The 19,794-nt window shown below is 46.7% G+C and carries 14 protein-coding genes; 12 read left to right on the top strand and 2 right to left on the bottom strand.

Going from position 1 to position 19,794, the window contains the following annotated elements; genetic code table 11:
• Positions 1-13 precede the first annotated feature (13 nt).
• The 10 genes from mraY to G7Y39_RS05595 all read left to right on the top strand — a co-directional run bounded on the left by mraY (position 14) and on the right by G7Y39_RS05595 (position 11,902).
• Positions 14-1,273, top strand: a complete 1,260-nt coding sequence (mraY, locus tag G7Y39_RS05640; RefSeq protein WP_165155903.1) for a phospho-N-acetylmuramoyl-pentapeptide-transferase — start codon at positions 14-16, stop codon at positions 1,271-1,273.
• 3 nt (positions 1,274-1,276) lie between these two features.
• Complete coding sequence (gene murD / locus G7Y39_RS05635) at positions 1,277-2,614, top strand: UDP-N-acetylmuramoyl-L-alanine--D-glutamate ligase (protein WP_165155901.1); 1,338 nt, start codon at positions 1,277-1,279, stop codon at positions 2,612-2,614.
• Positions 2,615-2,625: 11 nt separating this feature from the next.
• On the top strand, positions 2,626-3,924 hold the full coding sequence (locus tag G7Y39_RS05630) for an FtsW/RodA/SpoVE family cell cycle protein (protein WP_165155899.1): 1,299 nt from the start codon (positions 2,626-2,628) through the stop codon (positions 3,922-3,924).
• Positions 3,921-5,027 carry an undecaprenyldiphospho-muramoylpentapeptide beta-N-acetylglucosaminyltransferase gene (murG, locus tag G7Y39_RS05625; protein WP_165155897.1) on the top strand — a complete coding sequence of 369 codons (1,107 nt, stop codon included), beginning with the start codon at positions 3,921-3,923 and terminating at the stop codon, positions 5,025-5,027. The genes G7Y39_RS05630 and murG overlap by 4 nt, the downstream gene beginning before the upstream one ends.
• Before the next feature lie 5 nt (positions 5,028-5,032).
• Complete coding sequence (gene murC / locus G7Y39_RS05620) at positions 5,033-6,421, top strand: UDP-N-acetylmuramate--L-alanine ligase (protein ID WP_165155895.1); 1,389 nt, start codon at positions 5,033-5,035, stop codon at positions 6,419-6,421.
• Positions 6,418-7,146: a cell division protein FtsQ/DivIB gene (locus G7Y39_RS05615; protein WP_165155893.1), complete on the top strand. Its 729-nt coding sequence runs from the start codon at positions 6,418-6,420 to the stop codon at positions 7,144-7,146. Before murC ends, G7Y39_RS05615 begins: the two co-directional genes overlap by 4 nt.
• Positions 7,147-7,151: 5 nt before the next feature.
• Positions 7,152-8,510, top strand: coding sequence for a cell division protein FtsA (gene ftsA / locus G7Y39_RS05610; RefSeq protein ID WP_165155891.1), 1,359 nt, complete (start codon positions 7,152-7,154; stop codon positions 8,508-8,510).
• Positions 8,511-8,543: 33 nt separating this feature from the next.
• Positions 8,544-9,908: a cell division protein FtsZ gene (gene ftsZ / locus G7Y39_RS05605; RefSeq protein ID WP_165155889.1), complete on the top strand. Its 1,365-nt coding sequence runs from the start codon at positions 8,544-8,546 to the stop codon at positions 9,906-9,908.
• Positions 9,909-9,927: 19 nt separating this feature from the next.
• On the top strand, positions 9,928-10,377 hold the full coding sequence (locus G7Y39_RS05600; protein ID WP_165155887.1) for a GatB/YqeY domain-containing protein: 450 nt from the start codon (positions 9,928-9,930) through the stop codon (positions 10,375-10,377).
• Positions 10,378-10,492: 115 nt separating this feature from the next.
• On the top strand, positions 10,493-11,902 hold the full coding sequence (locus G7Y39_RS05595; protein WP_165155885.1) for a carbon starvation protein A: 1,410 nt from the start codon (positions 10,493-10,495) through the stop codon (positions 11,900-11,902).
• A gap of 54 nt (positions 11,903-11,956) precedes the next feature.
• Here G7Y39_RS05595 and G7Y39_RS05590 read toward each other — a convergent pair whose 3' ends face one another.
• Positions 11,957-12,688 (bottom strand): response regulator transcription factor, encoded by a 732-nt coding sequence (locus G7Y39_RS05590; protein WP_165155883.1) that lies wholly within the window; start codon positions 12,686-12,688, stop codon positions 11,957-11,959.
• Positions 12,689-12,690: 2 nt separating this feature from the next.
• On the bottom strand, positions 12,691-14,250 hold the full coding sequence (locus G7Y39_RS05585) for a sensor histidine kinase KdpD (RefSeq protein ID WP_165155881.1): 1,560 nt from the start codon (positions 14,248-14,250) through the stop codon (positions 12,691-12,693).
• A gap of 641 nt (positions 14,251-14,891) precedes the next feature.
• Between G7Y39_RS05585 and G7Y39_RS05580 the strand changes: the two genes are divergently transcribed.
• Both G7Y39_RS05580 and G7Y39_RS05575 read left to right on the top strand, forming a co-directional pair.
• Positions 14,892-16,184, top strand: a complete 1,293-nt coding sequence (locus G7Y39_RS05580; protein ID WP_165155880.1) for a DUF1080 domain-containing protein — start codon at positions 14,892-14,894, stop codon at positions 16,182-16,184.
• A gap of 246 nt (positions 16,185-16,430) precedes the next feature.
• Complete coding sequence (locus G7Y39_RS05575; protein WP_165155879.1) at positions 16,431-19,247, top strand: outer membrane beta-barrel protein; 2,817 nt, start codon at positions 16,431-16,433, stop codon at positions 19,245-19,247.
• Positions 19,248-19,794 lie beyond the last annotated feature (547 nt).

Raw genomic sequence — 19,794 nt, 5'->3', positions numbered from 1 at the left:
TATTTAAGACGACATGCTTTATTATCTTTTTAATTATTTGGATCAATTGGATTTCCCGGGAGCGGGTATGTTTAAGTACGTATCTTTCCGCTCGGGTTTGGCCTTGATCTTGTCTTTGTTCATTTCTACGGCGATCGGCCGGCGTATCATCGATAAGTTGCAAATGTTGCAGATCGGCGAGACGGTAAGAAATCTCGGACTGGAGGGTCAGATGAGCAAGAAAGGGACGCCGACGATGGGAGGTATCATCATTATTATCGCTATATTGATCCCTACTTTGCTGTGTGCCAAGCTGAATAATATCTATGTGATATTGATGTTGGTGACTACGGTTTGGCTGGGTGCCTTGGGATTCGCGGATGATTATATCAAGGTGTTCAAGAAGAATAAGGAGGGTATGCACGGACGTTTCAAGATCGTTGGGCAGGTGGGACTGGGCCTGATCGTTGGCTTGGTATTGTTCATGAGTCCGGACGTGGTGATCAAGGAGAATATGGAGGTGCGCCATGATAACGTGATCGAGGAGGTTCGTTATCATACGATGGAGACCAAGTCAACAAAGACTACCATCCCGTTCTTGAAAAACAATAATTTCGATTATGCGAACTTGGTAAATTGGGTGGGCGATTATAAGGAGGCTGCCGCATGGCTGGTGTTCGTACTGATGGTGATCTTTGTGGTGACCGCCGTGTCGAACGGCGCCAATATGACGGATGGACTGGACGGCTTGGCTGCCGGGACGTCGGCTATCATCGGAGTGGCGCTCGGTATTTTGGCCTATATGTCATCTCACTTTGAGTTCGCCTCGTTCTTGAATATCATGTTTATACCCGGTGCGGAGGAGTTGGTGGTTTATGCCGCTGCCTTTATCGGTGCCACGGTTGGTTTCCTATGGTATAACTCGTATCCGGCCCAAGTATTTATGGGAGATACGGGCAGCTTGACCTTGGGAGGTATTATCGCTGTTTTTGCGATCATCATCCGAAAGGAGCTGTTGATTCCGATCCTTTGCGGTATTTTCTTGGTGGAGAATATATCGGTCATGTTGCAAGTGGCCTACTTTAAATATACGAAGAAGAAGTATGGGGAAGGTCGCCGTATCTTCAAGATGGCCCCTTTACACCATCATTTCCAGAAGCCGGGAAATGATGGTATACAGGCGTTGATCCAAAAGCCATTCAATGTCGTGCCCGAATCGAAGATCGTGGTTCGCTTCTGGTTAATCGGTATTATTTTGGCTGTTATGACGATAGTTACGTTAAAGATGAGATAAAAGATGAGTAAGAGAATGGTTATATTAGGGGCTGGGGAGAGTGGCGCGGGAGCCGCTGTCTTGGCGAAGGCGAAAGGATTCGACGTGTTCGTATCCGATAAATCGTCTATCAAACCTAAGTATAAGGAGATGCTGGACAACCGCGGGATTCGTTGGGAAGAGGGACAGCATACCGAAGCCGACATCTTGAATGCCGATGAAATTGTCAAAAGCCCAGGTATTCCCGACAAGGCTCCTATCATACAGTTATTGAAGAAGCGAGGTACGCCGATCATCTCCGAGATCGAGTTTGCCGGAAGGTATACGGACTCGAAGATGATTTGCATCACGGGAAGCAACGGCAAAACGACAACGACGATGCTTACGTATCATATCTTGAAAGAAGCGGGAGTGGACGTAGGCTTGGCCGGAAATGTCGGAAACAGCTTGGCGCTTCAGGTCGCGGAAGATCCACATGCGGTTTACGTGATCGAGTTGAGTAGTTTCCAATTGGATAACATGTACGATTTTAAAGCAGATATTGCTATCCTACTGAATATAACACCGGATCATCTGGATCGTTATGACTATGAGATGCAGAATTATGTAGATGCTAAGTTCCGCGTCTTGCAAAATCAGACGAAGGACGACGCTTTCATTTTCTGGAACGATGACCCGATTATAGCCCGTGAGATCGCCAAACGGCATCCTGAGGCTACTCTTTACCCATTCGCCGGGACGCATGAGAACGGTGTGAAGGGATATACGGAAAATAATCAAGTAGTTATTGAAACAGCAAACGGTACATTTACGATGGAACAAGACTTATTGGCATTGACGGGTACGCATAACCTGTATAACTCTTTGGCTTCGGGGATAGCGTCCAAGATCGTGGACATTCATGATGAGAAAATACGTGCCTCACTCAGTGATTTCACGGGTGTCGAGCACCGTTTGGAGAAGGTGCTTCGCGTGCGTGGCGTTGATTATATCAATGACTCGAAAGCTACGAACGTAAACTCTTGTTGGTATGCCTTGCAGAGCATGACGACCCCGGTCGTTTTGATCTTAGGGGGTACGGATAAAGGAAATGATTACTCGGAGATCGAGGAATTAGTGAGTAAAAAGGTGCATTCATTGATTTTCTTGGGTGTGGATAATACTAAATTACATGCCTTCTTTGATGGGAAAGTGGCGAATATTGAAGATGCCCGATCGATGGAGGAGGCTGTGGCGAAGGCCTATAAGATGGCTCATAAGGGAGATACGGTATTGCTCTCTCCTTGTTGTGCCAGCTTCGACCTGTTCAAGAACTATGAAGATCGGGGCGATCAGTTCAAGGCTTGCGTACGTAATCTGTAATAAGAGGTAAAATGGATCTGGCGAGTAAACTGTTTAGGGGCGACCGGGTGATATGGATCATCTTTATGTTCCTGTGCCTTATATCGGTGGTAGAGGTGTTCAGTGCGACCAGTACGATCGCTTATAAGAACGCGAATCACTGGGCGCCTATCGTACGGCACGCCACATTTTTATTGGGAGGTTTCGTCATGGTATTGCTGTTGCATAACATACCGTGTCGCTTCTTCTCCGCGTTTATTATATTATTGCCGATCTCAGTGTTGATGTTGATCGTGACACCCTTTATCGGCGTGGACGCTAATGACGCACATCGATGGCTGGAAATCATGGGGATACAGTTCCAACCTTCGGAGTTCGGGAAGCTGGCTTGTGTCGTGTTTGTCGCTTTCTTGCTCAGCAAGCGTGGAAAGTTAACGGAGAACCAGATTTTTAAGTATATACTGATTGGAGTAGGACTGACCTGTGTCTTGATTCTGCCGGAGAACTTTTCTACGGCGTTTATGCTGTTCGGGGTTTGTTTCCTGATGATGTTTATCGGTCAGTTGCCGTTTGGTAAGTTGGCGAAGTTGGCAGGTATCTTGATACTGTTGTTGGTATTGTTCTTGGCGTTGCTTAAGTTTACGCCGGCTGCTATTACCCGGTATTTGCCAGATCGATTCGTTACTTGGCAAGGACGTTTGGAGCGTTTCTTCGACGGACATAAGGATAACTTGGATGAGAGCGGTACGTATAAGATAACCGATGATAATTATCAGGTAACCCATGCGAAGATAGCTATTGCCCGGGGAGGCGTATTTGGACAGATGCCCGGACATGGACAACAGCGCGACTTCCTGCCACAGGCGTATTCTGATTTTATCTATGCGATTATCATAGAGGAACTGGGTTTCGTTGGAGGAATTTTTGTATTGTTACTTTATATAATGCTGCTAGTCCGGGTCGGGATGATCGCCCGGAAATGTGATAAATCATTCCCGAAATTTCTAGTGTTGGGATGCGGGTTGCTGGTGGTAGTCCAAGCCTTGGCGAATATGGCGGTGGCCGTGAATTTAGTGCCCGTTACCGGGCAACCGATGCCGTTGGTGAGCCGGGGTGGTACGTCTACGCTTATTTCTTGTATCTATTTTGGGATCATATTGAGCGTAAGTCGTTTTGGCGCCAATATCGGGAATGAGGATGAGAAAGAGGAGGATACGGAGAATCTTTCCGATGGATTATCCGGAGAGACAATAAATCAGGCAGTCGATGGAGAGAAAGAAGATGATCCGTTATCGGCTGTCGAAACGATAACTGTAGAGTCAAAAGTATGAGGAAGTACCGGATCATAATAAGTGGTGGTGGTACGGGAGGCCATATCTTCCCGGCCATATCTATCGCTAATACTTTCAAAAAACGTTTTCCGGATGTGGAAATCTTATTTGTGGGAGCGGAAGATCGCATGGAAATGGATAAGGTTCCGGCAGCCGGTTATAAAATCGTAGGTTTACCGGTGAGTGGGTTTGACCGTGCCCACCTGATGAATAACGTGAAGGTCATGGCTCGTTTAGCGAAAAGCTTGCGCTTGGCGAGGAAGACGATCCGTGAGTTCAAGCCGGATATTGCGGTTGGCGTGGGCGGTTATGCCAGCGGACCGACTTTATGGATGGCGGCTTCGCAAGGCGTTCCCGCGTTGATACAGGAGCAAAACTCGTATGCCGGTGTGACCAATAAGTTATTGGCGAAGAAAGCAAGCAAGATTTGTGTCGCTTACGAGGGCATGGAGAAGTTCTTTCCGGCGGATAAGATCGTGATTACGGGAAATCCGGTACGACAGGATTTGGAGGAGGCGCTGAACAAGAAAGAGGAGGCGCTGGCGTTCTTCGGGCTTTCTCCGGAGAAAAAGACGATCCTTGTGGTAGGTGGTAGCCTTGGCGCACGGACGATTAACCGGAGCATCCAAGGGGATCTAGATAAGTTCTTCGCTTCAGATGTACAGGTTATTTGGCAAACCGGTCGGTATTATTATAACGACGCTTCCAAGCATTTGAAGGCGTACCGGGGAATGCCGGTTTGGTGCTCAGATTTTATTACTCGTATGGATTATGCTTATTCAGCGGCCGATTTGGTGATATCCCGTGCGGGAGCTGGTTCTATCTCGGAACTTTGTTTATTGGGAAAACCGGTGGTCTTGGTGCCTTCGCCGAATGTGGCGGAAGATCATCAGACCAAGAATGCCTTGGCCTTGGTCAATAAGGATGCCGCCGTTATGATCGCCGATAAAGATGCGGAGAAGGATTTGGTGCCTACCGCCTTGAAGATTGTTCATGACGGTGAACGTTTGCGTACGCTGAGCCGTAATATCGAGACTTTGGCGCAACGCTGTAGTGCGGATCGTATCGTGGATGAGATTGTTAAGATTATAGATAGGAAATAAAGAATATGGATATAAATAAAGTGACAGCGGTGTACTTCGTAGGTGCCGGGGGTATTGGGATGAGTGCCTTGATCCGTTATTTCCTCTCTAAGGAAAAGCGAGTGGGCGGGTACGATAAGACCCCTTCCGATTTAACCGAGGAGTTAAAAAAGGAGGGAGCTGATATTCACTATGAGGATAATATTGCATTGATCGGGGAGGCGTTCAAGTCGCCCGACAATACGCTGGTGATTTATACGCCGGCAGTCCCAGAGTCGCATACGGAGTTGACCTACTTCCGCACGCAAGGTTTTGAGGTGATGAAGCGGGCTCGTGTATTGGGAGAGATCACGAAAAATAGCCGGGGTTTATGCGTGGCGGGAACGCACGGCAAGACAACGACCTCTTCTATGCTGGCTCATTTGCTGAAACAATCGTCGGTGGATTGCAATGCTTTCCTCGGTGGAATCCTAAAGGACTACGAGAGTAATTTGATGTTGTCTGATACGAGCGACTTTACCGTGATCGAGGCGGATGAGTTCGATCGTTCTTTCCATTGGCTTACTCCTTATATGGCGGTGATTACTTCCGCTGATCCAGATCATCTGGATATTTACGGCACGGCAGAGGCTTATCGGGAGAGTTTCGAGAAATTTACCTCTCTAATTCGTCTCGATGGTTGTCTATTGATCAAGAAAGGAATCAACGTGACGCCCCGTTTACAGGAGGGTGTCAAGAAATATACCTATTCCGTTACGGGAATAGCGGATTTTTACGCTGAAAATATTTGTATTTGCGACGGAAATATTACCTTTGACTTCGTTGGTCCGGAAATCCGTATTCCTGATGTGGAACTAGGTGTTCCTGTAAAGGTAAATATCGAGAACGGAGTAGCGGCTATGGCGATCGCTTGGTTGAATGGAGTGAAACCGGAGGATCTGAAAAAAGGTATGGCCACATTTGCCGGAGCTCGCCGCCGTTTTGATTTTCACTTGAAGACGGATCAAGTGGTATTGATCGATGATTATGCTCATCATCCGGCCGAATTGCGACAGAGCATTTTGTCGGTGAAGGAGTTGTATGCGGGTCGTAAGGTGACAGGTATTTTCCAGCCGCATCTATATACCCGTACCCGGGATTTCGCTGACGATTTCGCAGCGAGTCTCTCTTTATTGGACGAATTGATCTTGCTGGATATCTATCCAGCTCGCGAGGAACCGATTCCGGGGGTGACCTCTCGAATCATTTTTGATAAAGTGACCATCCCTTCCAAGACGCTGTGTAAGAAGGAAGAACTTTTGGACGTGGTTGCCGCCGGAAAATATGAGGTAGTATTAATGGTAGGTGCCGGCAATATCGATCGTTTGGTGGAGCCTGTAAAAGAGATTTTATGTGAACAAATAAGGAAACCGTGATCCGAATAATTTCCATAGTAGTAGCCACGTTGTTGTTCTGTTACATCGTGTTCGCCTCGCTTTTCTTTCGGGAAGTACGTCAGGACTTTATTTGCCAAGACCTGCAAGTCGTGGTGAAAGACAGTCTGGATAAACATTTCGTAAGCGAGAGTGACCTTGTGTCTATACTGAAGAAAGGCGGGCTAGATCCGATCAAGCGATCGATGATCGACGTAAATACGGATCGGATAGAGACGGAATTGCTTAAGAATGAGATGATTGCGCAAGTAGAGGCGTATAAGACTCCTTCGGGAATCATCAAGCTAGAGGTCATGCAAAAGATGCCTATCCTTCGGATTATGGGCGTAAGAGGTAGTTATTACGTGGATAATCTGGGAACCACCATGCCGATTAGTCGTCGGTACTCCGCGCATGTGCCAATTGTGAGTGGATATGTGGAAAAAGAGCTTGCGGTGACCGACTTATACAAATTTGCATTATTTTTGCAAGAGAATGAGTTTTGGAATGACCAGATTGAACAAATCTATGTATATCCGGATAATGATATAGAACTTATTCCAAGAGTGGGCAACCATCGGATCATGCTGGGTACTTTGGATGAATTCGAGGAAAAGCTTGCGAATTTAAAGCTTTTCTATGAGCAGGCGATTCCTAAAGTGGGTTGGGAGAAGTATAGTATGATTAATTTAAAATATAAGAATCAGATTGTTTGTACTAAAAAATAGATGATATGGCATACACAGACTTTATAGCAGCTATTGACCTAGGTACCTCCCATATGGTAGGAATGGTGGGGACTAAGAATGCGACGGGCGCTCTTTCAATCATCGCCTACGAAGTTGAGAACTCCGGTACCTGCATACGAAGAGGATGTGTATATAACGTGAAAGAGACGGCGAGTAAGATAAAACGCTTGATCCTCAAGTTGGAGAATAAACTGGGTGGTTCCAAGATCGGGCAGGTATATGTGGGACTGGGAGGTCAGTCACTCCGTTCTATCGAGCATACGGTTTGCAAGGTGTTGGGAATGGAAGGTGTGGTTACGGAGGAGGTCATAGACTCTCTCTATCAAGAGTGTAAGGATTATCGTCCGGATATGTTGACCGTTCTTGACGTGGTTTCTCCTTCCTGTTTTTTAGATGATAAACCAGAGTCCAACCCGGTGGGCGTGCCTTGTAGCCGTATCGAGGCTCGTTACAAGTTGATTGTTGGACGTCCTTCCTTGAAGTTAAATATTATTAATAGCATCTCGGAACAAGCAAAGATCGGGATCGCCGGCATTCTCGTGTCACCCCTTGCGTTGGGGGATGTTGTCTTGAGCGACAATGAGAAGGACTTGGGCTGCGCCTTGATCGGCTTTGGTGCCGGCGTGACGACGATATCTGTCTATAAGGGGGGTAAGTTGGCCAGTCTTTCTGTTGTTCCCTTTGGAGGTAATTTGATAACAAAAGATATAACCAATCTCAGGGTCGTAGAGTCTGAGGCGGAACGCTTGAAGGTCACTTATGGCAGCGCGAAAGCTGACCGGGATAATGATATGGCCATCCAAGTGAGTTTGGCGGATGGAATGGGCTTGCGCGAGATCAAGCTAGCCGAGTTGAACGGCGTGATAGAGGCTCGTATGGATGAGATTTTAGAAAATGTATATGCTCGTCTGGAGGCTACAGGCTTGATGAGCGCTCTCGGTGCTGGTATCGTGATTACGGGTGGAGGCGCCGCTTTGAAGAATTTACCGATGGTGATGAGCGAGCGTTTGAAGATGGAGGTTCGCTATTCATCGGTTCGCAAGGGAGTTGTCGCTAGTGGTGATTTAGTGATCGCCAGCAATCCTGAATATGCGGTGGCCATCGGCCTCTTGGCGAAAGGAACCAAGAATTGCGCGTTATATATACCTCCTAAACCGGAGCCTAAGATTGAGCCGTTGGTTGAGCTTGAACCGACAGTGGAATCAGCTCTGGATCCGGAATCCGTCAAGGAGAAGCCGAAGAAAGAAAAGAAAAAAGGCTCCGGCTTGCTCGGGCGCTTGACAAAAGGAATCGATACTTTTGGTAAAACCCTCTTCGATGACGATGATAACGAGAGTAAATAACGTGATTTACGAATGTAATAAAACCGGAAGACAATGGACGATACAATATTAAATTTTAATTATCCTACGGATACTCCCAAAATCATTAAGGTGATTGGTGTTGGAGGCGGTGGCGGAAACGCTGTTACTCACATGTATAAGGAGGGCATACACGACGTTACGTTCGTGTTATGTAATACGGATAATCAAGCCCTGAACCGTTCGGATGTTCCTATCAAGTTATTGTTGGGGCGTGAGATCACGCAGGGATTGGGCGCGGGAAATAAGCCGGAGCGTGCGATGATGGCAGCCGAGGAGAGTCTGGACGATCTTCGAGGTATGTTAAACGACGGTACGAAGATGGTATTCATTACGGCCGGTATGGGAGGTGGTACCGGTACGGGTGCCGCTCCGGTTATCGCTCGTATCGCAAAGGATATGGGAATATTGACGGTAGGTATCGTAACCATTCCTTTCTTGTTCGAGGGTGAGCGTAAGATTATACAGGCCTTGAATGGTGTGGAGGAGATCGCGAAGAACGTGGATGCCTTATTGGTGATCAATAATGAGCGTTTGCGTGAAATTTATTCAGATCTTTCCGTGATGAACGCTTTCGGCAAGGCCGATGATACCTTGACGATCGCAGCCAAGAGTATTGCGGAGATCATTACGCTTCCGGGTATTATCAACCTCGACTTCGCCGATGTCAATACCACGATGAAAGATGGAGGTGTCGCTTTGATGAGTAATGGCTATGGTGAAGGAGAAGGACGTGTTCGCCAAGCGGTGGAAGACGCTCTGAATTCTCCGTTATTAAGCAACAACGACGTAAAGAACGCTAAGAAGATCCTGTTCAACGTATATTTCAGCGAGGAGGCCGAGTTGCGAATGGAGGAGATGAACGACGTGCATAACTTTATGTCCGGGTTCAATCGTGATATAGAGGTTATCTGGGGTACTGCCGTGGATAATACATTGGGTAATAAAGTAAAAATGACGATTCTCGCTACCGGATTTACAATGGATGATATTCCATTGATCGCTGATAAACGCAGGAATGAGGCCGCTCAGATGACGGAAGAAGAATTGCGTTTAGAAGAAGAGCGAATCGAGAAAGAGCGTAAGGAGCGTGATTTGATCGGTAAATATTATGGTCCTTCCGCGCAAAAGGTAGGCTGTTTTGCCTCTCGTTCGAAAGCGGTTGTTTTGACTCCGGAGGAGTTGGACGATGATGCCTTGATCGCTTTGATAGAGGATAACCCAACTTATAACCGGGATCCGAAGATCGTAGCCCGTGCCCGTTCCAAGGTGGCGGGGGAGGACATTCAAGTATCGGCTCCGACAACGGCGAAGCAACCGGCTAACCAACCTCGCCAAGATTCTCAGCGAGGAGGCAAGCATGTGATCAGTTTCCGTTAGTTAATAATATAATAAGGATATGGATTTATTTGAACAAGTCAGCGAAGACATTAAAAATGCGATGAAGGCGAAAGATAAGGTAGCCTTGGAGACATTGAGAAATGTAAAGAAATTTTTCTTGGAAGCAAAAACCGCTCCGGGAGCCAATGATACCTTGACGGATGCGGATGCCTTGAAGATCATGCGGAAGTTGGTGAAACAAGGGAAAGATTCCGCTACGATTTATGTGCGACAGGGTCGTCAAGACCTAGCGGATGCCGAGTTGGAGCAGGTAAAGGTGATTGAGAAATATCTACCTCAACAAATATCCGCCGAGGAATTGGAGAAAGAATTGAGAGCCATTATGGCTCAAGTCGGTGCTGCCGGACCGAAAGATATGGGCAAGGTGATGGGTGTGGCCTCAAAAGCTTTGGCAGGAAGAGCTGAAGGACGGATGATTTCTGAGACGGTTAAACGTTTACTTAATTAATTGATTCAAATGAAGACCGTGCTAAAGGCATTCTGACAATCACTCGTCAGAATGCCCTTGATACGGTTTTCTCGTATATACCTTTTTTGTTGACAACTTAATTCTTTAGAAAACCATGATTACTTTTTCATGTTGTCTGATAGCCCTTATTGTTGGATATTTTACGTATGGCAAATTTGTCGAGCGGGTGTTTGGCGTAGATCCCGCCCGGGTTACTCCCGCTTTCACGAAACAAGATGGTGTCGATTACATGCCCTTACCTACTTGGAAGATTTTCATGATCCAGTTTTTGAATATAGCGGGTCTGGGACCTATTTTCGGCGCGATCATGGGGGCTAAATTTGGGGTAGCTTCTTTCCTGTGGATCGTATTGGGAAGTATATTTGCGGGAGCTACCCATGATTGCCTATCGGGAATGCTTTCGTTGCGGTATGATGGAGAAAGTCTTCCGGAATTGATCGGGCGGTATCTGGGTTACAACTTCAAGCAATTTATGCGGGGCTTTACGGTTATCTTGATGATCTTGGTGGGCGCTGTTTTTGTCGCGGGGCCTGCAGGGTTGCTGGCCAAATTGACTCCAGAATATCTAGATGCTACGTTTTGGATTGTTGTCGTGTTCATTTATTATATACTGGCTACCCTATTACCCGTTGATAAGATTATCGGGAAGATCTATCCATTATTCGCCATCGCCTTATTATTTATGGCCGTAGGTATTTTGGTTATGTTATTTATTAACCGGCCACCATTACCTGAGATTACGGATGGACTTGGTAATATGCATCCGGAAGGCTTGCCTGTTTTCCCGATCATGTTTGTCAGTATCGCTTGTGGCGCCATCTCCGGCTTTCATGCTACCCAAAGCCCATTGATGGCCCGTTGCATGAAAAGTGAGAAATACGCCCGTCCTGTATTTTACGGAGCGATGATTACCGAAGGTATCGTAGCCTTGATCTGGGCTGCCGCTGCCACGTATTTCTTCCACAATAACGGGATGGAGGAGAACAATGCCGCTGTGGTGGTAGACAGTATCACGAAAGAATGGTTGGGTACTGTCGGAGGTGTGTTGGCGATATTGGGTGTGATAGCGGCTCCAATTACTTCTGGAGATACGGCTTTCCGCTCGGCTCGTCTGATCGTCGCCGACTTTTTGCATATGGGGCAGAAAACGGTAGCCAAGCGCTTGATGATCTGTATTCCTATGTTTATCATAGCGATGGGAATCTTATTATATAGTCAAAAAGATAAGGACGGATTCGATATGATCTGGCGTTATTTCGCGTGGAGTAATCAGACATTGGCCGTATTTACCCTATGGGCATTGACCGTATATTTGGTACAGGCAAAGAAATTATATGTGATAACCTTGATCCCCGCCTTATTCATGACGGCGGTATGTTCTACCTATATTTTCGTGGCTCCGGAAGGATTTGGTTTTTCCTCTGGTATTTCTCGACTGTTGGGGTTACTGGTCACGTTGATCGTTTGCGGGATCTTCTTAGGCTGGAAAAGGCGGAAGATATAAAAAAGGCTGGCTAAACGTAAAGCCAGCCTTCTCTGCCCCTAGTGCCCAGGTGAATTAAAGCACTTGTATGCCTTCCTCTCGCGCTTGATCCTCTCCGGAAGGAGTGATCAATTTATAGCCCTTGCCGTGGATGTTGATGATTTCGATACCAGGATCGTCTTTCAATAATTTGCGTAGTTTCGTGATATAAACGTCCATGCTGCGTGCGTTGAAATAGTTATCGTCTACCCAGATTGTCTTCAAGGCGTAGTTACGCTCGAGGATCTCATTTGCGTGGGAGCACAACAAACTTAATAATTCGCATTCCTTCGTGGTAAGTTTCGTGACCTTGTCGCCGATCGCCAACGTTTGTTTCTGGGTGTCGAACAAGAAGTTCCCTAGCTTGTAGAAAGGAATATCTTTCATCTTCTTACCTTTCACACGGCGAAGGATAGCCTCGATACGAAGCAATAGCTCTTCCATGCTAAACGGTTTTGCCAAGTAGTCATCCGCGCCGATCTTGAATCCTTCCAAGATGTCTTCCTTCATAGTCTTGGCTGTAAGGAAGATAATAGGGATATCAGGATTGATAGAGCGAATTTCTTGTGCCAAGGTGAAACCATCTTTCTTGGGCATCATGACATCCAACACACAAAGATCGTATTTACCCTTGGTAAAACCCTTGTACCCGGCTTCTCCGTCAGAGAATAGGTCCGTTACATACCCTTTAGCTTGTAAGTATTCTCTTAAAAGCATTCCTAAATTCTCATCGTCTTCACAAAAGAAGATCTTTAGTTTTTCTTCCATAACTAACTTTTTATAAGAGGTAAAGTAATAATAAATTTTGTCCCGATGTTTCCGGTACCACTTTCAGCGCGGATCGTACCTTTGTGGTCCTCAATGATCTTGCGTACGTAAGCGAGTCCGAGACCGAACCCTTTCACGTCATGTACGTTGCCTGTCGGTACGCGGAAGAAACGGTCGAATACCTTTTTCAAATATTCTTTCTTGATTCCGATACCATTATCTTCCACGGAGATCAGCAGCTTCCCGTTCTCGTTCCAAGTGCGTGCCATCAATGTAAGCGGAACTTCCGGACGGCGGTATTTAACCGCGTTATCCATCAAGTTGAACAATACATTGGTGATATGCATTTCATCCACATATATATCCGATTCCGTAGCTTGCAGGTCTATATCCATTGTACCACCGTACTTCTCGACCTTTAAAACGAAGGTGTTAGCCACGTTCGCTACCAAATCATTCGCGTCAATCTCTTTCAATTTAAGCGCCGCTTTCTGTCGTTCGAACAAAGACATCTGCAGCACTTTCTCGACCAAGAAGCCCAATCGCTTCGTCTCGTCGTTGATTACGCCGGATATATGCTTGAATACGTCCGGACTTTTCGTTATATCCGAATCCTTCAACATCTGGGCGGCGAGCGAGATCGTGGATACCGGTGTCTTCAGCTCATGCGTCATGTTGTTGATGAAGTCGTTTTTCATCTCGGATAACTTCTTTTGACGGAATACGATGTAAATCGTGAAGACGAAGGTTATCAACAGGATCAATGAGAATATAACCGATGGAACGATGAAAGTGATAGAGCTTTTGATATAATCGCCTTTCGTCGGAAAATAAACTCTCAGGTAGTTTAGTTTCGATGGAGGATCGTTCGGGAAAAGCACTTGGGTGATCACGTCAGAGGCGATCGGTTGCTTTTGGATCTCTCCACTCTGGTATACTACGTTTCCGTCTTTGTTAATAACAGAAAACACGAACGGCAAGTTCAAGCCGTTGTTAATAAATTCTGTTTTTAAGTAATTGTTTAGCTTTTTAAAATCTACACGTTCCTCGATCGGCTTTAGATTCGCGGTGTATAAGATGTTGTAAATCAACTCTTCGATCAGCCCGCCTTGGTACTGGTAACGTCTTTTCAGTGTCTTTTGTAAATCTTTGGATGTGTTTACGATGCTGTTGGCAGACTGCCGTTTTGACAAGGCAGAGAGCGGCTCGAACTTATGGGCGCTGAAGCTTTGCATCTCTATTTGCTGAACGGTTCCATCTGAATCCTTGATCTGTAATTGGTATTTCTCATGGTTGATCACTTGTCCCAGGCTTTGGGCATCCGGGGCATTTTGATACATGAAATTTGTCTCATCCCGGTTGATATCATCCTCGAGGTATTTGCGGGTCTCATCCAATTCCAGGTTCTTAGATACTTGGCGCAGGCTCCTTTTGACAGTCTCGTTGAATTGTTCGCTGCGTGTCTTAAGTATAATGCTCACATAGTTTACCTGTAGGTATAATAGCCCGGCGAAGGCAAAAGCCATGACTACCGCAAGCAACCAAATTGTCGACTTCCTCATATCAATATCTTTCGCTTAATATGGCGACAAATAACGTGTGTTTTGGTTTAATATTTACACAAAAAAGGTAAAAATAATTCGTTTAGAATGTTAATAATACTTTGTGGGCGGGTAGGAACCCTACTCGTATTATACCGCGGATTTAAGGTCAATTATAAAAAGAGGGCAGATCCGTATTTTGATCCACCCCTCTTGCAAGATCTCACTAATCATAGTCAAAAGACTTTGGTTTGCAGAATCTTCACGTAAATGTTCAAATCGTCAAGGTTACTCACCATAGCCAAATTCTCGATGTCCCGGAGATCCACTTTATTTTTCAATTACACAAATTTTCTTTGAACTTATCTCGCAAATATGTCGTATAACATATTTTGACCGTAATTTTTTGGTGCAGTTACCGTTGAGATGGTTTTAGCGATGTCGAGCACCTTGTCAACACTAAGGTTTATGCCGAGCAGGCGTAGTATGCGCTCAAGCTCCTTGTAGCGTTTGTAGGCAACGAAGCAGATGCAGACGTGGACTTCGAGCGTACCCTTGTGGTGATGCGAGAGGCGTTTTTCCTCCAGCAGAGAGATATATCAAAGATATTTACGTAAATTTGCCGCTTAGTTACAATTTATCAACCTAAATTCTTTATTTACATGGAATCTGTAATGAAAAAAACGACTGTTGCAAGTTTGTTAGCCTCTTGTGCGGTATCGCTGGCCTTGTTTTCCTCTTGTGCCAGTCAAGAACAAAACACACTTACTCCCGAGGAAATCTCTGACGGATGGGTGCTGCTTTTTGATGGAAAGACATTGGACGGTTGGAAAGATTACAACGGGACTACATTGACACAGCCTTGGCATGTAGTGGATGGTTGTATTCAAGCCAAAGGAGATGGCAGCGACGCTAGTGGCTACATCGTAACCGACAAAGCGTATGAGAACTTCGAGCTTTCTTGGGACTGGAAATTGTCCAAGGGTGGCAATAGCGGTATGTTGTACCACGTGGTAGAGCGTCCCCAATACGCTGTTCCTTACGTAACAGGGCCGGAGTACCAATTGATCGACGAGCCGAACTTCCCGGAACCATTGGAAGAATGGCAGAAATTAGGAGTGGATTATGCGATGCATTTGCCGGATAAATCCAAGATGAAGGTGAATCCACAAGGCGAATGGAACAACTCCAAGATCGTATTCGATAACGGACACGTGGAACATTGGTTGAACGGGCAAAAGATCGTTGAGTTCGAGGCATGGACAGACGATTGGCACGCTAAGAAAAACAGCGGCAAATGGGCCAACGCACCGGAATACGGATTGGCGAGAAAAGGTGTGATTTGTTTGCAAGACCATGGTTATCCCGCATCTTTCCGCAACTTGAAGATCAAGGAACTTCCCCGTAAGGCCGGTAAGGAAGTGAACCTGTTCAACGGCGTGGATTTGACGGGATGGGAACCATACGGTACGGAGAAATGGTACGTAAAAGACGGTTTATTGGCTTGCGAAAGCGGTCCCGACAAACAATACGGTTATCTCGCTACTCGTGATTATTACGATGACTTTGACCTGACCGTGGAGTTTAAGCAAGAGGCTGACGGAAACTCCGGTGTATTCATCCGCTCTTTCGTAGAGGAAGGCGTGAAAGTAAACGGCTGGCAGGTAGAAGTAGCTCCGAAGGGTCACGATACAGGTGGTATCTATGAGTCGTACGGACGCGGCTGGTTGGTCCAGATTCCGGACGAGAAAGAGAATATCTTGAAAGAAGGCGATTGGAACACGATGCGTATCAGGGTACAAGGCGACAACGTACAGACTTGGCTGAACGGACAGGAAATGGTAAACTTGAATGACGAGAAGATCGGAGCCGGCAAAGGCCGCATCGCCCTTCAGATTCACGACGGTGGAGGCATCAAGGTTCTTTGGCGTAACTTAAAACTTACGACACTGTAATAGGACAAGGCTAGATTATAAATCGAGGTAAGGCGTTTCAAAAGAAGTCTTTTTGGAGCGCCTTATTTTTATCATTGATAACACGCCCTTTTATCACTGGATTTTAGAATAAACTTCGGTAACCATTCAGTCTCCAAAAGACCTGCACGATTGTTAATAATATTAAATCTATAAAAGTTATATTAAACTATTTTGAATGACCCTTGTCTACTTTTGCGTAATTTAAACCATGTAATCCATATAGTCATGAAATTGAAAAGATGCCTTTTGATGTTGTTGATGATCCTTTTCTCGCCACTGGTTTTCGCGCAGCAAGGCGGTGTTAATGTTACCGGATCTGTCGTTGAACAAAGTAGCGATACCCCTATCGAGCAAGCGACGATACGTTTGCTGAGCGTAAAAGACAGTGTCATGGTACGAGGTGTGGTGAGCGCCCGTAATGGTAGTTTTACCTTGAGAAACGTAAAGAAAGGAAGTTATTTACTATACGTCACATTCATCGGGTACGATCCTTTGTACCAGCCCTTGCAAATCACGGGGAAGAAAAATCCGGTAAACGTAGGTAAGCTTGAATTAAGCGACGGAGCGATCGAGTTGGATGAAGCCTTGGTTGTAGGTAAAGCACCCGAGGTCACCGTTCGCAACGACACCGTGGAATACAACGCGGATTCTTATAAAGTAACAGAAGGATCCGTTTTGGAGGATTTATTGAAAAAGATGCCCGGTGTGGAGGTGGATAGCGAAGGTAAGATCACCGTCAATGGGAAAGAGGTGAAAAAGGTAATGGTGGACGGGAAGGAGTTCTTCTCTGATGATCCGAAAGTGGCCTCCAAGAACCTTCCGGCCAAGATGATCGATAAATTACAGGTACTTGACAAGAAAAGCGACATGGCTCAAATGACCGGCTTCGACGATGGAGAAGAAGAGACCGTCATCAACCTGACCGTGAAACCCGGCATGAAGCAAGGTTGGTTTGGCAACGCATATGGCGGATACGGAAGTAAAGACCGATATGAAGGCAACGCCATGGTCAATCGTTTCGTGAATAACGACCAGATCACGTTCATGGGCGGAGCGAACAACACGAATAATATGGGTTTCTCCGATCTAGCCTCAACGATGTTCTCCGGTATGGGGGGCGGAGGAGGCCGGCGAGGAGGTTTCGGGGCAGGTAGCGGTATCACCTCTTCCGGGAACGCCGGATTAAACTTCAGCAAGGAATTCAATCCGGCCATCACTTTCGGGGGGAATACTCGCTATTCCCATTCCGACAATGACGCCCGCAGCAAGAGTGACCGGCAGAATATCCTTCCCGGAGCTAGTTCCTCCTACGATAATAGCGAGGCGATGAGCCGTACGAAGAGCGATAACTTTGGCGCGGACTTTCGCCTGGAATGGGAACCGGATACGATGACTCGACTTATCTTCCGCCCGAGTTTCAGCTTCAGTCACAGCATGAACGACAATTTCAGTGACGCTACCACCTTAGATAACGAACGGGACACGGTCAATACCAACAAATCCAGCAACTACTCGGAGAGTAACGGGTACAACCTAAATGCCAGCGTCGATTTCAGCCGTAAGCTGAATGACAAAGGACGTGTGTTCAGCGCCACCCTCTCCGGAGGCAATAGCGATTCGTACAGCAACGGCATGAACCGTTCCGACATCGTCTATTTCAACCAGGCCGAGGCTTTGAAAAACAACAATATCGACCAACGCTCACGTTACGACAACAAAGGCTTCAATTACCGGGCCTACGTATCGTGGGTAGAGCCGATCGGGCACGGCAATTTCATCCAAGCCACTTATAGTATCAGCCAGCGGAAGCAAGAAGCCTTGAAGAATGTCTACAACCAAGACGCCGATGGCATATACAACATATTGGATTCCGCCTACAGCCAAAGCTACCGCAATAACTTTATCAGCCAGCGGGCCAGCTTGAGCTTCAAGTCTCAACGGGCAAAGTTCAACTACACGATCGGCTTGAACTTGGATCCATCCTATTCCAGCAGCGAGAATTTCGTGGGAGACACTACTCTATCCAAGATAACCCGTAAGGTAGTCAACCTCTCCCCGATGGCTCAATTCAACTATATGTTCGATAAGCGCACGAATCTTCGTATCATGTACAATGGCCGTACCAGCCAACCGAGCATGACTCAATTACAACCGGTAGCGGATATCTCGAACCCGACAAACATCACGATCGGCAACCCGGATTTGAGCCCCCGTTATACGAACAACCTATTCATCCGTTTCCAACAGTTCATGCCGGAGAAACAACGGGCCCTTATGATCATGGCGAACGGCAGTTATATCATCAACGATATCGTAAGTTATACATCCTACAACCGAGAGACAGGTGTAAAGACCACCACTTACAAAAACGTAAATGGCAACTATAGCGGCAACGTCCGTATGATGTTGAACACCCCTTTGAGAAACAGGAAATTCTCCATCAACTCCATGACAATGGTCTCGTTCGCTAACAGCAATGGATATATCGACGAGGAGAAGAACACGAACCGGAATCTCATACTGTCCGAACGTGGTGGTATCGACTTTCGCTCCTCCTACCTGGATCTGGGCGTGAGCGGGAATATTCGTTACAACGCCACCAGCAACTCCCTGCAAAAGGAGAATAACCAGAACACCTTCAATTACGGAGCCAGCGGTTACACGACGATCTATCTGCCCTTCAATTTCAAGATAGAGAGTGACGTGAACTGGTCTGCCAACTCCGGCTACGGGGAAGGGTTCAAGCAGAACGAGATCCTATGGAACGCCTCAGCCTCTAAGTCTTTCTTGAAGAATAACCAAGGGACGCTCCGTTTCAAGATCTACGATATCCTGCAACAACGGAGCAATATCTCCCGTTCTGTTACCGCCAGCTATATACAGGACTCGGAATACAACACGCTAGGTAGCTACTTCATGGTGCACCTCATCTACCGGTTCAGCCTCTTCAAGGGAGGAGCCAGTACCAACGACGTGAAAGCGCCGGGCAGAGGCGGACGGAGGATAGGTCCGATGGGCCCGCCTCCGGGACATCGGTTTTAACCCATCAGGAGGTCATTGGGCTTTTCGGGTACAGTGCGTTTCCTGCTCCCGCGAGCCGGAGCGCCTCGACGCGCCACTGTATCTCGCGCAGATCGGAATTAAGGCGAAAACAAGAGCGTTTTTACGTATCGCGCCGACGCGTTTTCGTGTACTTACGTTGGAGCAAGATGCCGAAAAAGCAGGTTTTTCGCTCACGGAATCGCCGGAAAAAACGCCTTTTCGAGATCACGGAGATCACGTCGGAACAGGTAAAAGCCAATTTCTTGCGCCCTGGGCAGGAGAAGGGGAACAGCGACCCTGAGAAACCCGAGAACACTGAGGATCAAAAGGATAAGCCCGGATCAACGCCGCCTCCCTAAAGGGAGCCAGGGCGCAAAGGGCGCAAAAACAAGACCTCCGCTAAAAAAAATATATATATAAAAATATTCATCTTACTGTGTAAGTACGATGTAAATTTATATATATATAAAAGTTTTTATAAAGGCACGTAAAGATGCGCCCTTTGCGCCCTGCTCTCCTCGTTCGTCTCCCACCGGGACCCGGCCGG

The organism is Parabacteroides sp. ZJ-118 (assembly GCF_011038785.1).
Taxonomy (GTDB): domain Bacteria; phylum Bacteroidota; class Bacteroidia; order Bacteroidales; family Tannerellaceae; genus Parabacteroides.
This window is presented reverse-complemented; position numbering and strand designations above follow the sequence as displayed.